Source organism: Dolichospermum sp. FACHB-1091 (assembly GCF_014697585.1).
Taxonomy (GTDB): Bacteria; Cyanobacteriota; Cyanobacteriia; order Cyanobacteriales; family Nostocaceae; genus Dolichospermum.
Genome location: NZ_JACJSB010000014.1, coordinates 56,661 through 71,999, shown reverse-complemented (window position 1 = coordinate 71,999; position 15,339 = coordinate 56,661). Strand labels below are relative to the sequence as shown.

The 15,339-nt window shown below is 39.6% G+C and carries 8 protein-coding genes and 1 tRNA gene; 7 read left to right on the top strand and 2 right to left on the bottom strand.

The window, feature by feature from the left end; translation table 11 throughout:
- Window positions 1–58 precede the first annotated feature (58 nt).
- Entirely contained in the window at window positions 59–2,407 is a 2,349-nt protein-coding gene (locus tag H6G25_RS10885) for a ribonuclease R family protein (RefSeq protein WP_190392489.1), read from the bottom strand.
- A gap of 1,028 nt (window positions 2,408–3,435) precedes the next feature.
- On the opposite strand from H6G25_RS10885, the gene H6G25_RS10880 reads away from it, so the two are divergent.
- The gene (locus H6G25_RS10880; protein ID WP_190392531.1) at window positions 3,436–4,137 is read left to right on the top strand and encodes a hypothetical protein; all 702 of its coding nucleotides are present in this window, start codon (window positions 3,436–3,438) and stop codon (window positions 4,135–4,137) included.
- Window positions 4,138–4,354: 217 nt separating this feature from the next.
- Here the strand turns inward: H6G25_RS10880 and psbV are convergent, their stop codons facing one another.
- Entirely contained in the window at window positions 4,355–4,846 is a 492-nt protein-coding gene (psbV, locus tag H6G25_RS10875; protein WP_190392488.1) for a photosystem II cytochrome c-550, read from the bottom strand.
- A gap of 596 nt (window positions 4,847–5,442) precedes the next feature.
- On the opposite strand from psbV, the gene H6G25_RS10870 reads away from it, so the two are divergent.
- The 6 genes from H6G25_RS10870 (at window position 5,443) to H6G25_RS10845 (ending at window position 15,267) form a co-directional block, all read left to right on the top strand.
- The gene (locus H6G25_RS10870) at window positions 5,443–6,285 is read left to right on the top strand and encodes a lysophospholipid acyltransferase family protein (protein ID WP_190392487.1); all 843 of its coding nucleotides are present in this window, start codon (window positions 5,443–5,445) and stop codon (window positions 6,283–6,285) included.
- Between the two features lie 430 nt (window positions 6,286–6,715).
- On the top strand, window positions 6,716–8,209 hold the full coding sequence (locus tag H6G25_RS10865) for a HAMP domain-containing histidine kinase (RefSeq protein ID WP_190392486.1): 1,494 nt from the start codon (window positions 6,716–6,718) through the stop codon (window positions 8,207–8,209).
- Window positions 8,210–8,553: 344 nt separating this feature from the next.
- Window positions 8,554–13,260: a GAF domain-containing protein gene (locus H6G25_RS10860; RefSeq protein WP_190392485.1), complete on the top strand. Its 4,707-nt coding sequence runs from the start codon at window positions 8,554–8,556 to the stop codon at window positions 13,258–13,260.
- Between the two features lie 50 nt (window positions 13,261–13,310).
- Complete coding sequence (locus H6G25_RS10855) at window positions 13,311–14,054, top strand: M50 family metallopeptidase (protein WP_190392484.1); 744 nt, start codon at window positions 13,311–13,313, stop codon at window positions 14,052–14,054.
- A gap of 8 nt (window positions 14,055–14,062) precedes the next feature.
- The gene (locus H6G25_RS10850; protein ID WP_190392483.1) at window positions 14,063–15,160 is read left to right on the top strand and encodes a tocopherol cyclase family protein; all 1,098 of its coding nucleotides are present in this window, start codon (window positions 14,063–14,065) and stop codon (window positions 15,158–15,160) included.
- A 33-nt stretch (window positions 15,161–15,193) separates the two neighbouring features.
- A tRNA-Arg gene (locus H6G25_RS10845) sits at window positions 15,194–15,267 on the top strand.
- Window positions 15,268–15,339: the final 72 nt, after the last annotated feature.

Sequence of the window (15,339 nt, the reverse complement as noted above, 5' to 3'; positions counted from 1 at the left end):
GGTCGGTGGTCATTGGTCATCTGTCAGTAGTCATTAGTTTACGGTAACGGACAACGGACTATTCCTGATCATCAAGTTCCGGGTCAAAGGATGCCGTTTGATTTGGTGGATCAATATCTGCTGCATCGTCATTGGTCGTATTTGCGCCCGTACTTTTGGGTAAACCATCAGCACCAACGGTAACTAAATCAATTTGTTGGCGGTAATAATCAACACTCTTGACTTGCACCATACAGCTATCGCCCAGTCGGTAGGAAGCGCGATTTTTCCGCCCAAATAAAGCCTGTTGTCTAGCGCGATATTCATACCAATCGTCTTTCAGGGAACTGACGTGAACCAGTCCTTCTACCCGTAAGGTATTAGCTAAGTTGTCTTCTTTGGGCGGTTCTGTTGGTACTTCAATTTCCACAAAAAAGCCGTAGGATTGAACACCAGTAATCACTCCGGGAAATATTTCCCCAATACGTTGTTTCATTAATGAGGCTTTTTGTAGTCCGGCTAAATCGGCTTCAGCTTCTTGAACTTCTTTTTCCCGGTCGTTAATCTGTACTAGAACTCTGGTTAAGTCACTTTGAAGTTCTTGTTGTAGTTCTGGAGGGAGAACATTCCAATTAATTTCTTCGTGACAATTAGAATGGCGCAGGTTAATCCGTTCTTTAACGCGGGTATTCCGACGATCGCGCCCATATTCCAGTAAGTTATGATACACCCGTTGCAGAAGAATATCTGGGTAACGACGCAAGGGGGCGGTAACGTGAACATATTGGGACAAAGCCAGTCCAAAGTGAGAACTTTTAGTAGTGCTGTAGACAGAGGGTTTGAGTGTGTCCTGTAATAAATAGGTGAGAACTTGCTCCGAAGGAGAATCAGCAAAAGCAGCCGTTAAGTGTTGATAATCTAGGGGTTGGATTTCCAATTCTGGATCTAGTCCTAATTCCACACCCAAATTAACCGCTAGTTTGAGCATTTCCTGTACATCTTCCGGGTCAGGTGTGCCTTGGACTCGCCAAAGACAAGGAACTCCCAGAGCGCTCAAGTGATCGGCCATCAGTTGATTAACTAATATTACCAACTCAGTTATTAGCGATCGCTCAGGTAAGTCATTAACTACAACAGATCCCAATGCCCCTTCATCATAGTAAGGATTATGAGCGGGTGGGAGATTCAACTGTAAGCTACCACGATTTAGACGCGCCTGTTTAATAGCAGCAGCCAAGGTTTGTAGGTCTTGTAATTGCTCTTGTGCTTGGGCGGATACTTTAGTAACTTTACCTGAGAGAATGTCATGTAATTCTATTTGATTAAGCTCGTAGTCTACGTTGATCACACTCTCGTGAATCTCCCATTCTACCACTGCTCCCGATTGGGGGTTAATGGTAATTATGAAAGTCATACTCAGGCGATCGCTACCAGGGACTAAAGAACACCGTTCCTTTACCACTGGTGGCAACATTGGTAGTAACAATTCTCCCAAATACACCGACTTACCGCGCTTGAGTGCTTCCCTGTCTAGGGCTTCATCTGGTTGAATATAGTGAGAAACATCCGTAATGTGAAATAGTAATCGCCAATGATCGGGGCTAGTTTTTTCCACACCGAAGGCATTTTCAAATACAGACTCATCACCGTTGACAGTTTTGATGGTGAAAGTAAAAACATAACGTAAATCTAGACGATTTTTCAGGTCTGCTTTCAGGAGTCTCTTGGGTAACTTGGATGCTGCATCAAGGACATGATCTGGGAAAGTGCGGGATAAATCATGTTTACAAGTTACCAAATCTATATCGGCTGCGGCTTCGGCATCACTACCCAGGATTTGCACCACTCTCCCCAAGGGGGGATATTGTGCTAGGGGATAGCGGAGGATTTCCACGTGAGCTAAGTGATCAATCGCTTCTTCTAACTTCATGCTATTGAGTTGTAGTTTCAATTCAAACAGCAATCTGTCGTCTAAAGGAACAGCCCGAAAACCGTCATCTACCTGCTTGATTCTGGCTAGTAAAGTGTGATTAGATCGTTCCATAATCAACTTGACCTCACCCTCTGGTGAGCGCCGACGACTACCTTCCTTGAGAACCCTAACTAAAACACGGTCGCCATTCCAGGCATTACTCAAATGACTTTCGCGGATGTAAATATCCTCCGAGCCTTCGCTATCTTGGATGGCAAAGCAAAAGCCTTTGCTGGAACAGCGTAGTTTTGCTTCAATTAAGCCTTCTTCGGTGATGCGGCGGTATTTCCCCCGTTCCTTAACCAACAACCCGATTTTTTCCAGGACATCCAAAGTAATTTGTAGTTTTTCTAGACTTTCTTCATCCTCACAACCTAGTTTCTTTTCTAGAACCTTACGAGCCACCAATTTATCATCTGTGAAATTGGCAAGAAGTGTAGCGATTGAAAATTCCATGCAGTGAACCGACCTTTGGTCAAAACATCATTTTTTGTCGAATTCAACATTTGGAGGGGAGTTCTTTACTGTCTCCCCTCACAGTGTAGGGGTAATTTGATGCCTGCCCGCCAAAGGCGGGATACGAATTACCCCCTAGCACTTAGTGTTTCATAGAGAAAGTAAGGCCGCCGATAGCACAGTATGGCCTTAACCATAGTTGCGGTTACGGTAGGAGAAATCCCCTGCTCTGACTTCTCACAGCACAACAATTTCAGAGTTTGTTTGTGTCAATTTGGCCTTGATCTCAACAATTTTTACCATGAACTTCTGAGTTAAATATCTCTTTAGTCCATGATTAACGACTCAGTAATTAAGTAACGGGTTTGTGAGAGACTTAGTTTGAAGAACTCTCCATATCACCCATAAACTATAGACTGTCTTAACCACAGATGTTAATTGTTGAGATCCTGGGCGTGATTTGTGGCTTTAAGCCCCTGTTTACCTACGGTAAGGTAATTTCACGCCATCGGTATCGGACAGCATAGGGTGGCAGCCATGTATTAACTAGTAGAAACTGCTGATAAACCCAATTCTCCCATCATGTAGAATCAGTAACAATCAGGTAAGCAGCAAAACACAAGCAATTAGGGCGAACCTTATCTTTCTTATTGTAGATTTAGATCACACTTCTTAAGAAAATACTTCTAGATACAGCATATTGCAAGTCAATGAGGTACAAGTTTGAATCACAAAGGCTTGTGGCTAAAGGGTTTTACTGCTAATGTCTGAAAGCGGCTGTATCTAGTTGGGTAATTAGTATAGCATTTAAAGGTTTGAAACTGTAGAGGGAAATTTATGTAGCTAGTCACTCAGGACTTACGCAAAATATCTCTCAAACCCTCTTTTCTTCGTTCTCTTCGTTCCTATCCCTGACGGGACGCTCCGCGAACGTGGTTCATTATTCCGTGACTTGTGCGTAAGTCCTATCACTATCTAGACAAGGTGTGTTATTTTTGGTAGTTAAGATAAAAATGGTTGAAAGTATGATGTTGGCGCAATTCCAGAACTTGTATCCCAACGGCAGTATTATCTCAGAACTAATAGAAATTTTCCAAGGGAAATATATCGTCCGTGTCAGTATACAACTCGAAGGTATTACCCGTGCAACGGGGATCGCAGGAGCAGAAACAGTAGAAGCAGCAGAAGACCAAGCCAGGAATCGAGCTTTAACGGTGTTGGGGATCAAAAATGTACCGGCAGAAGTCACAAAATCTATCTCATCATCGGTTGCTCCACCACAAATGAAATCGAGTTTAGATGAATCAAGCCCTGTTCATTCCTTCACTAACACACCTACACATACACCACCATTACCAGCAGAAAATATTGATACTAAAGTTGCAAAACCAGAAATATTTTCGACCCAAGAACCAGAGTATCAACCCTTGTCAGAAGTCTCCTTTGGTAATGTTACACCCTTTACTCCTCGTAATTATATCCCTGAGGAGGATACTAGTGTAGAGTCTGCAGTCGGTAAAAGGAAGAGACACAACGAACCGGTAAATTTATCTGATGTCATTGCCCAAACGGACGTAGAAATCGAGCGGTTAGGCTGGACACCCGAAAAGGGAAAAGATCATCTGGTGAAAACCTACGGTAAACGAGGACGTTCTCTGCTCAGTGAAGAAGAATTAAGGAGTTTTCTCACTTACCTCAAATCTCAACCAGATCCAATTGCGGGATTTTAGAGGATGTTTTAAAACATCTTCTGATTATTTTTGCAAAAAATAAGGGCAAAATTACCTTGCCCTTGCTTTTTATTATACGCCTTATGTGACTTAACAACTCTTGCTATTTTGTTAGGGTTTCCAGGGCTACCTAAAACAATAATTCAGTAATTATCAAGGTTTTAACACCTAATTCACACAAGCCGTATTATTCTTTATTTAACTGTATTAGAGTGATTTAGTAATATATCTTACCACCGCCCCATTTAATACCAACAACTTTTGGTTGTAAGAGAATATGTCCAGCAATTGCTTTCAAGTCTTCATCAGTGAGATTTCGCATGACTGGGAAAGTATCCGCACTCTTGATACTGGGGTGAATTTCAGAAATTTCCGTTACACCATCATAGGTGGTGGGATTTTTCATATAGTCCACCAAACCTTCAATATTATTACGGTTGGGTAAGGCACCTGCTAAAGCTTCTGGTTCAAGTCCCACGTTTTGATTAGTTTTAGTAACTCCACCCGCATGACATTGAGCGCAAGCGAAATTAAATAATCGTTTGCCTTCTTTGACCTGTTTTAAACTGAGGACAACGGTATCGCCTTGGGCATTTAATGGTACTGTGCGGGTAGCTTCATCTAGTTCTACCGCTGTTGCACTACCGACAAGCACCTGCAATGTCAGCAAAATAGTAACCACAACAACCCCAATTAGTCTTCTAAACATATTTCCCCTTCAAGATTTTGATCATTAACACAAGTTTTGATAGCGATACTAAATTTCTATACTGTTCATGACTGATGGGTGATTTGTCTTTGCTAATAGCTATTAGCATTAATTATTGTTGGCAAAATTTTGGCATCACCGAAAATAGTTGAAACATAATTACCTTCATACCGTCTAACTCCAGTGGAGTCGGATGCTATTCATAGGTAATTAAGAGTTGGTTAGACAAAAAACAATCCTTCTACAGGATGACTGTAGTAGGCTGCTATCTCTGCTATTAATAGCGTTGGACAACCCATAACATTTGTGAACTTATCATAGAAATTGAGTCACTGTAATACCAATATCATGTTAGGAGTCCAATTTGTTGCCAAAACTTGAGACTCTCATAATCTTGCGTTGAGTATATTTGCTGCAAATGACCTGGAGAAAAATCGGAGTACGTCTGTTATACCTACTGCACAGCAGTTATCAAGGTGGCAAAACTAAAATTGTTATTTTTATTGTTTTTGTGAAATATGGGACTTACGTTAGGCTAGATAAAACTGCAAAACAACGGATTGTTTCATCCGTATAAATCCCGATAAAATTTTCTGATGTTAAAACTGCAACATCTTCAAAGTGCTAATACAGGGTGGTCATTGGATCAACGAGATCCAAAGTTCATCGAGTCCATGATGCCCATATTGGGCTTGTTATACAACTTCTACTTTCGAGTCCAAACCAGCGGTTGGGAAAATGTCCCAGATGAAAAAATTCTCATTGTCGGTTCTCATAATGGCGGACTTGCATCTCCAGATACATCAATGATGTTATATGACTGGTTACGTCGCTTTGGTGTAGAAAGACAGATTTACGGTTTAATGCACCCCAAAGTTTGGGATGTATTTCCACCTGCGGCAGAAATGGCCATGAAAGCTGGTGCGGTCAGAGCGCATCCCAAAATGGCCTATAGGGCTTTGCGGTCCGGTGCTAGTGTCTTAGTTTATCCTGGTGGTGCTGAGGATGTCTTTCGACCCCATGTAATGCGAGATAAAATTTACTTTGCTGAACGTCGGGGGTTTATTAAATTGGCCCTGCGGGAAAATGTTCCTATTGTTCCGGCTATTTCTTGGGGGTCCCATGATACCCTGATTGTTTTGGCTGATATATATGATATCATGCAGAAAATCCATAACATGGGGATACCTTGGTTGTTTGGCGTTGATCCTTTAGTTTTCCCTATTTACCTGGGACTACCTTGGGGATTGGCTTTTGGTCCGTTACCTAATATTCCTTTACCCGTATCTATCCATACTAGGGTTTGTCCGCCTATAGTCTTTACACGCTATGGAAAAGAAGCAGCAAGTGATCGCACTTATGTTAATGAATGTTATGAGTTGGTCAAAACTAAAATGCAACAGTCATTAGATACTTTAATCCAACAAGCCACTCATTAACACTACCCTGGCAACTAGAAACTGCAAAGTATTTTTACTTAGGGCTGGCTGAAAAAGTTGTCTGTGAGGCTAGGGAACTCTTAACAGTTTCAGTTATCTGGATATCCTCGATTTCCCAGATCCGACAAGGAAAAATGTAACTGTTTTGAGATACCATAAGCCAAAACCTGGCACTTTTTCGTTCTAAAAATCCGTGAAACCCTTATTAATAAACGGTTTTAGCTTTATCCAGCCCTACTTAGGGCTGGCTGAACAATCCCTCTCCTTCTTGGCTTGAAAGTTAAAAATTGAGGAAATTCCACCTTAATTGTTCGGTTGTACGACTTTTTTCTTCACACTAATAATTATAACCTCATAACTATGGGGTGTCGGTAATATCTACCTTACTTAACCACTTTTAGCTAATCTGCAATCAAGGGGGTGAAAACCTGTGTACAAATGGATTTTACCAAGTCTGAATGAAGTTTTATCTGCAAGTCAGTCTTCTATGGCTGACTGTTCCACGGCTAAGGCCGAACAGCAATGGCGTGTCAGTCTCGCAGCCACGGAAAACCTGCTATTGGGTTTTTTCAAGTCCTTGGGGACGACTTTACCCTGTACTACTCCAGGTTTAGTATTGGCCGCACCAGCACCCTTATTTGGTCACGCAGAACTAACACAACAGTTACAAACCATAACTTTTACAGCAAAACCCTTTAACCCTTTGGCTTTGATGCCGTTCATCATACCTTCAGAAATCTCCCAGAATATAAATAATACAAATAATATAAATAATATAAATAATAATATAGAAACCATTACTCCCAATCTTCCCATTTTCCAAGAGTCTATTTTACCTTTATTGCCGGCTGATCCTCTGGCAGCAGAACAGTTTTGTTTAGTATTCACAGATAAATTTAGATTGGCACTGGTTTTGTCCGACCATGAAAATGGTCAAAAAGAGTTTTTATTTTCCTTTGAACCCGAAGTAGTGCAACAGGCTTGGCAATCTTTAGGCGCTAGGGTAGTTTTAACTAATCCAGAATTGTTTGCTGATTTAGATACTAAAGTGCAAAATTATCCCTTAGTTGCACCGGACTATCACACTATCTTTCAATTTAGCAAGTTATTACTTCAGGAATTAACTATCCCAGGAAGTAATCCACAAATTACCCATACTTTATCGCCTGTTCCTTCACCTACTCCACCGACAAAAGATCCATCTCGTCCTGACGTAGAATTACTACAAGCCTTTGCCCATGAGGTTCGCACTCCGTTAACAACAATTCGGATGATGACGCGGTTGCTATTAAAACGCCAGGATTTACCTCTAAATGTTATCAGTCGCTTGGAAGTTATTGATCATGAATGTACTGATCAAATTGACCGCATGGAGTTATTATTTAAGGCGGCAGAATTAGAAGATTCATCACAACCGTTAGGTTCAAAATTTTCCAAGGCTGCTCATAGCCAACTAACACCGATGTGTTTGGATCAGGTGTTAAATCAAAGTATTCCCCGTTGGCAACAAGCGGCAAATCGCCGTAATTTAACTTTAAATGTAGTTTTACCCAAGCAACTGCCAACGGTGGTTAGTAATCCTGCTATGCTAGACCGGGTACTCACGGGTTTAATGGAGAATTTTACCCGCAGTCTACCCCCCGGTAGTTGTATTCACGTTCAAGTAATGACCGCTGGTGATCAACTAAAGTTACAATTATCGCCTCAGTTTAATTGTCAAGATCAAAGTTACACAATAACACCACCAATTCGTAAGTCCTTAGGTCAATTATTGATTTTCCAACCAGAAACAGGGACAATCAGTTTAAATATGACTGCAACTAAGCATTTATTTCAAGCAATTGGTGGTAAGTTAATTGTCCGTCAACGGCCTCAAAATGGCGAAGTGTTAACAATTTTCTTACCTTTGGAAGTTAGAGGATGAATTAAAGAGTCAAAATATATACTCAATACTTCTATCCTATTTAAGAGGAGAGGGAAAAGGAAAAGCTTTTATTATAAGAGAGGCTTTGAACCCACCATTTTTCTGTAACCAGGCTCAAAGTAGATTTGAGTAGGTTTTATAGAACGGTCTTTGTAAATCATAAGCTGTTACGCACCTAAGTTGTATAATCATAAAATGGCTAGATCTTGTGGGGTGGGCATCTTGCCTGCCATACTTATACAAATTAAATGCAGTACAGCTTAGTTCATTCCTTGTACTTAATTTCTGTCAAAGTATTGTAAAATTAGTAGATAAACTTAACTATACAAAATAGATATACTTGAATGTTGATACCTGTAAATGCTATCAGTGCGACGGAACTAAAGTCAGCTATTATTTATAACCCGTTAGTCGCAACTGCCGATACAACGGTTGGAGAAGCTGTAGTCCAAATTAGTGGAATAGGGGGAAACCCCCTGTTGATGACCGTACAAGCAGTTTGTTCTGTTCCCCAAACCACTGATAACCATCTAGAACATTTACAAATTCAAGCCCGTTCCAGTTGTGTCCTAATTGTGGAAAATAATCGTCCAGTAGGCATCTTTACGGAACAAGATGTGGTTGAAATCAGCGCCCAAAAACCCAACCTGGAAAATTTAGCCCTCCGTGAGGTTATGACTCATCCTGTAATCACCTTGCAGGAGTCAAAATTTACAGACCTGTTTTTTACCCTAAATCTCCTTCAACACCACCGCATTCGTCATTTACCACTAGTTGATGAGGAAAATCAACTGGTGGGACTCCTGACTTACGAAAGTTTACGGCAGATACTTCGGCCTGTAGACTTGTTGCGCTTGCGGTTGGTTCATGAGGTCATGACTACCAATGTCTTATGTGCGCCTGCTAATGTTTCTATATTAGCGATCGCTCGCTTAATGACAGAAAATCAAGTCAGTTCGGTGATGATTGTAGAAACACAAGCATCTTTAACAATTCCTCTGGGTATGGTGACAGAGCATGATATTGTACAGCTTAAAGCGTTAAACGTGAATTTTGACACCTGTTTAGCACAAACTGTCATGAGTACACCAGTTTTCTGCGTGACTGTTGATGAATCTCTGTGGAATGTGCAGCAAATAATGGAACAGCGATTTATTCAGCGTTTAGCAGTGACAGGAAGCCAAGGGGAACTAGTAGGTATCGTTACCCACAGCAGTATTTTAGAAGCCCTTAATCCTTGGGAATTATATAAACTAACAGCAGTGTTACAAGCAAAAGTATTACAACTAGAAACAGAGAAAATACAACTGCTAGGAAATCGTACTATTGAGTTAGAAAAGCAAATAGAAGAGCGCACTATTAAACTGAGAAGAAAAGCAGAACAGGAAAAATTAATTAATCAAATTGCTACCCAAATTCACTCATCTCTAGATTTACAAGAGATTCTCAATAAGACAGTTGTAGGAATGCGATCGCTATTAAACTGCGATCGCGTGATTGTTTACCAATTCACTACTGATCTTCGTGGTCAAGTTATCGCTGAAGCGATAATTACTGGAGAATCAGTCCTGAATCAAGAAGTACATGATCCCTGTATTAGTGCAGAATGGCTTGAACTGTACCGTCAAGGGCAAATTCGGGTAATTAATGACATTGACAGTGAATCCATAACTCAGTGTCATCAGCAGATGTTAAAAGACCTTGATATTCGCGCTAAAATATTAGCTCCGTTAGTTGTTGAAAATCAACTCTGGGGACTAATGTTAGCAAGTTACCGCGATATTCCCCACAATTGGGAACTTGAGGAAATCGAATTAGTACAACAAATATCTCTGCGAGTCGCAATTGCGATTCAACAAGCAAATATTTATCAACAGACACAAATTGAAATTCATCAACGACAACAAGCAGAAGAATTAATTAAACAACAGTTAGCAGAATTGAAAATATGGAAAAATCGCTATGAATTAGCAAGTACAGCTAGTGGACAAATTATGTATGAATATAATTTACTCAATGATGCTCCCGTTTGGGCTGCGAATATGGAAGAAGTTTTGGGTTACTCATATTCAGAATGTCCGAGAAATTTAGTTGAATTTATGGATATAGTTCATCCAGAAGATCGAGACAGACTATATTCTTTGATTCAAAAAAACCTAGCTCACAAAAGTTGTTTGTCCACAGAATATCGTCTGCGACGTAAAGATGGTAATTACATTTGGGTTGAAGATCGCAATCAAGTAGTTTTAGATGATCACGGTGAGATTGACGTTGTGATTGGAGCTATGGTTGATATTACTGTTCGCAAAAATTCAGAGGAAAAATTATCTAAATTATTCCAAAAATCAGAAAAACTGCAAGAACGATTATCTCTAGTTCTTAAAGGTTCAAATGATGCTTGGTGGGATTGGGATATTCTAGAAGATACTATTTATTATTCTGCTCGTTGGTTTTCCATGTTGGGTTATAAACATGAAGAAATTTATCTCAAATCTGAAAGCTTTTGGCATAATTTTATACATCATGAGGATATAGATGCTATATATCAAAGATTAAATCAAGCATTAAAAGATAAAAATATAGAGTTGATTGAGCTAAAGTTTCGACTGCAACATAAACAAGGATATTGTATTTTCATCAACTGTAAAAGTTATATTCTCCGGGACGAAACTGGAAAAGCTCTGCGAGTATCTGGTGCAAATACTGATATCACTCAACTAGTGCGAAAAGAAGAGGAATTACAAGCAACTTTAAATCAGTTGTCTCAATTTAATCAAAAACTAGAGACCATAGTACAGAAACGCACAAGCCAACTACAAAATCTCTCCAGTCGTTTAGAATTAGCAATCAAAGCTGCAAAAATTGCTATTTGGGAATGGGATATCCACAATAATCATACAATTTGGGACAAGAAGATGTATGAACTCTATGGAGTCAAACCATCGGAGTATGGGGATTGTATGGAAATTTGGCACAGATCAATACATCCAGAGGATGCAATTAGAGTTAATCAAATTATTAAAAATAAGCTCAAAGATGGTGAGGAATTTGAGATGGATTTTAGAATAGTTTTACCAGATGGTAAAATTCGTGTTCTGCAATCTTACGGCATTATTAAGCGTGATTCCCAAGGAAAAGCAGAACGAGTAATTGGGGTGAATAGAGATATTACGAATTTGAAAGAAGCAGAACAAAAAATTAAGCAGCAAGCAGAAAGAGAATATTTACTGAGAGAGACAACCCAACGCATTCGTCAGTCCCTCGATTTACGTACTATTTTTAATACGGCTGCGGAAGAAATACGACAATTAATTAATGCTGATAGAGTGGGAATTTTTAAATTTGATACAGACAGTAATTTTAATTATGGTGAATTTGTCTCAGAATCTGTAGTTTCTGGGTTTATATCTGCTCTAGAAAATAAAGTGCATGATCAATGTTTTGGTGAAAGATTTTCTCCCGACTATGCAGCAGGGAGAATGCAAATAGTAGATGATATTGACAATGCGGGACTCGCAGATTGTCATCGGGATATTTTAGCACGATTTCAGGTGAGAGCAAATTTAGTTGTACCATTAATCCAGGGAAAAACTTTATGGGGGTTGTTGTGTATTCATCAATGTTCCCAACCTCGTCACTGGCAAGATTTTGAAATTGAACTTGTCCAACAAATAGCGAACCAATTAGCGATCGCCATTCAACAATCTATGCTATATGAACAAGTACATTCAGAATTAATAATTAGAAAGCAAGCTGAAGTTGAAATTTACCTGCAACTACAAAGACAAAAAGCCATTCAAGAGATCACTGAAGAAATTCGCTCTAGCCTAAATTTAGATAATATTTTAACTACTATTACTGCTAAAGTGCAAGAATTAATTCAGGCTGATCGGGTGATTGTCTTCCGTCTATTTCCTGATGGTAAAAGTCAAATTGTGGAAGAATCTGTTGCTAACGGTTATATGACTTTTAAAGATAGTTATTGGGAAGATGAAAAATGGTCACAAGATATTTTAGAATACTATTGGCAAGGAAAACCACGCATTGTTATCGATGTGATGGAAGATATTTGGACAGATTGCTTGAGAGAATATTCTCTACAGGGAAATATTCAATCTAAAATTGTCGCTCCCATTTTGCAGGATTTGGTAGAAAATGAAAACGGGCGCTGGGTAAATCATCCTCATAATAAACTTTGGGGAGTGCTGGTTGTTCATGCTTGTAGTGAAAAACGTATTTGGGAAGAATCCGAAGCTGAATTATTGCAACAAATAGCCAATCAATTATCAATAGCTATTCAACAAGCAGATTTATTTGAGAAATTACAAAAGTCTCTCGCACAAGAAAAAGAAATCAGCGCAATGCGATCACGTTTTATTTCCATGGCCTCCCATGAATTTCGCACTCCATTAGCTATTATTTCCTCGTCTACAGGGATTTTACAAACTTTTAGCGATCGTCTGAGCGCGGAAAAAAAACAGGGACACCTAGAAACAATCCAAAAAACTATCAAATATACTGTTCAACTACTAGATGATGTTCTGATGATCAATAGCGTTGAAACTGAGAAAATAGAATTTAAACCAGAAACATTAGATATTATTGCTTTTTGTCGTCGTCTCATAAGAGAAATACAAGGAACTAGCTACAGTCACATAATAGAGTTTGCTTTAAATAGCAGCCAGCCAGTTTTAGATGATACCTTATTGACGGAATTTGATCCAAAAATTATCCGTCAAATTCTCACAAATCTGCTCACCAATGCAATGAAATATTCTCCTGAAAATAGTCAAGTTAATTTTAGTTTGAATATCACCGATAAACAGGTAATCTTTATAATTCAAGATTATGGTATTGGTATTCCTAAAGAAGATCAAGTTAATTTATTTGCTTCTTTTTATCGTGGTTCTAATGTTGGTAGTATTTCTGGTACGGGCTTAGGTTTAGCAATAGTCAAAAAATGCGTTGAACAACATCAAGGGGAAATTACCCTAGAAAGCAAACTAAACAAGGGAACAATATTTAAAGTTAGTATTCCCCGATATATATAATTGAATGATTTCATGTACAAAACTTTTACTTACTTGCAGGATAGTCAATAATGAGAGAACCCATTAAAAATTTCAACCCTCTATTTACTCCCACAGAAGTAGAAAAAATGGGGTTAACTTGGTTAGTCGCAGCGGGTATAGTCACAGTCTTTTTGTGGCAAATACCTATGGGTAATTATATTTTATACCCATTTTCTATTTTAGCAACTTGGTTTCATGAAATGGGTCACGGTTTAATGGCCTTGATTTTAGGGGGACAGTTTCAAAAATTAGAAATCTTTGGCAACGGTTCTGGTGTAGCTCATTATACTCTAGGTAATAGATGGGGATATCTTGGTATCGGCTTGGTCGCTGCTGCTGGTCCAATGGGTCCACCTCTTGCTGGTGCAGGTCTAATTTTCGCCTCTGGTAGTTTGAAAACCACTTCTTTGAGTTTAAAAATTTTAGGCGGGTTTTTACTCCTGTCTACATTAATTTGGGTGCGTTCTTGGTTTGGCTTTGTCGCAATTCCCTTATTAGGTTTTATGATTTTAGGAATCGCCTTAAAAACACCTCTTTGGGTACAAGGGTTTGCGATTCAATTTCTAGGTGTGCAAGCTTGTGTAAGTACCTATCATCAACTTGATTATTTATTCAGTTATACCGCAGGACCGTTAGGATTATCAGATACAGGACAAATGCAGCAGTATTTGTTTTTACCTTATTGGTTTTGGGGGCTATTAATGGCGATCGCTTCTTTAATGATCTTAATCCAAAGTCTCCGCGTTGTCCATACTCAAAAATCAGCAAAATAACAGCATCTATGTTCAGTATTCCCACAAACCTCCTCAATTGCACCCAAACCCCCCACAGCGGCTATCATTGGGACGGTAGTAATCGACGCTTTTTTGAAGGCTGGTATTACCGCGTCACAATACCCGAAATTAGGCAAACTATCGCCTTCATGTACTCCATCGAAGACCCCCAGGGTAATCAGCCCTACAGTGGCGGTGCAGCCCAAATTCTGGGCATAAATGATGAGTACCTCTGTCGCACTTTTCCCGATGTGAATAAATTTTGGGCGAGTCGGGATGTATTAGGATTAGGACATTGGGGAAAAACTAACTTACAAGTTTCCCCTCTTTATCTTATTCCCAGTGAATTTACACAGCATATTTCCCAAGGCTATCAAGCCACAGCTACTTTAAATCAAGGCATAATTACAGATCCTGCCACTGACAATTATTGCAAATGGGAGTATACAATTAAACCTATATATGGCTGGGGGAATCAAAATAGTTTTCAGCAATCAACAGCGGGTTGGTTATCATTTTCGCAGATATTTGAACCTGGATGGCAAATTTTAATGGCTCATGGTTTAGCTAGTGGTTGGATAGACTGGCATGGTAAAATATATGAATTTACAAATGCGCCAGCATACGCAGAAAAGAACTGGGGTGGTGCTTTTCCCCAAAAATGGTTTTGGCTAAATTGCAATTCTTTCATTAATCAACCCGATTTAGCTTTAACTGCTGGTGGGGGCAAACGCGGTGTATTATGGTGGATGGAATCAGTTGCTATGATTGGTATTCACTACCAGGGTAAATTTTATGAATTTGTCCCCTGGAATTCAGAGGTAAAATGGCAAATTCAGCCCTGGGGTAGATGGCAAATGCAAGCCAAAAATCTAAATTATGAGGTGACACTGACCGGAACTACCCAGTTACCAGGTACTCCCCTCCGCGCTCCGACAACCAATGGTTTAACTTTCTGTTGTCGAGATACCATGCAGGGAGAGCTAAACTTAGAATTGCGAGAAGTTAATGGCCGCAAATCTCAGGTTATCCTGAATGCAAGTAGTAATCTGTGCGGTTTAGAAATTGGTGGCGATGATTGGGATAATTATTGGCAGTCTCAATGAAAATACTGCTATGATAATATTTGGTTCACTCTTGGGGTTGTAGCTCAGTTGGATAGAGCGAGCGCCTCCTAAGCGCTAGGCCGTGCGTTCGATCCGCACCAATCCCGTATTAATATACAATATATCAGATGCCAGGCTTAATCCTTTCGTGTTAAAGCCAGTTTGTTAAGACTAAATTA

Coding starts and splice junctions, on each gene's coding strand:
- H6G25_RS10855 (WP_190392484.1), top strand. CDS start 13,311: ATGAGAGAACCCATTAAAAATTTCAACCCTCTATTTACTCCCACAGAA.
- H6G25_RS10850 (WP_190392483.1), top strand. CDS start 14,063: ATGTTCAGTATTCCCACAAACCTCCTCAATTGCACCCAAACCCCCCAC.
- H6G25_RS10880 (WP_190392531.1), top strand. CDS start 3,436: ATGTTGGCGCAATTCCAGAACTTGTATCCCAACGGCAGTATTATCTCA.
- H6G25_RS10885 (WP_190392489.1), bottom strand. CDS start 2,407: ATGGAATTTTCAATCGCTACACTTCTTGCCAATTTCACAGATGATAAA.
- H6G25_RS10860 (WP_190392485.1), top strand. CDS start 8,554: ATGTTGATACCTGTAAATGCTATCAGTGCGACGGAACTAAAGTCAGCT.
- psbV (WP_190392488.1), bottom strand. CDS start 4,846: ATGTTTAGAAGACTAATTGGGGTTGTTGTGGTTACTATTTTGCTGACA.
- H6G25_RS10870 (WP_190392487.1), top strand. CDS start 5,443: ATGTTAAAACTGCAACATCTTCAAAGTGCTAATACAGGGTGGTCATTG.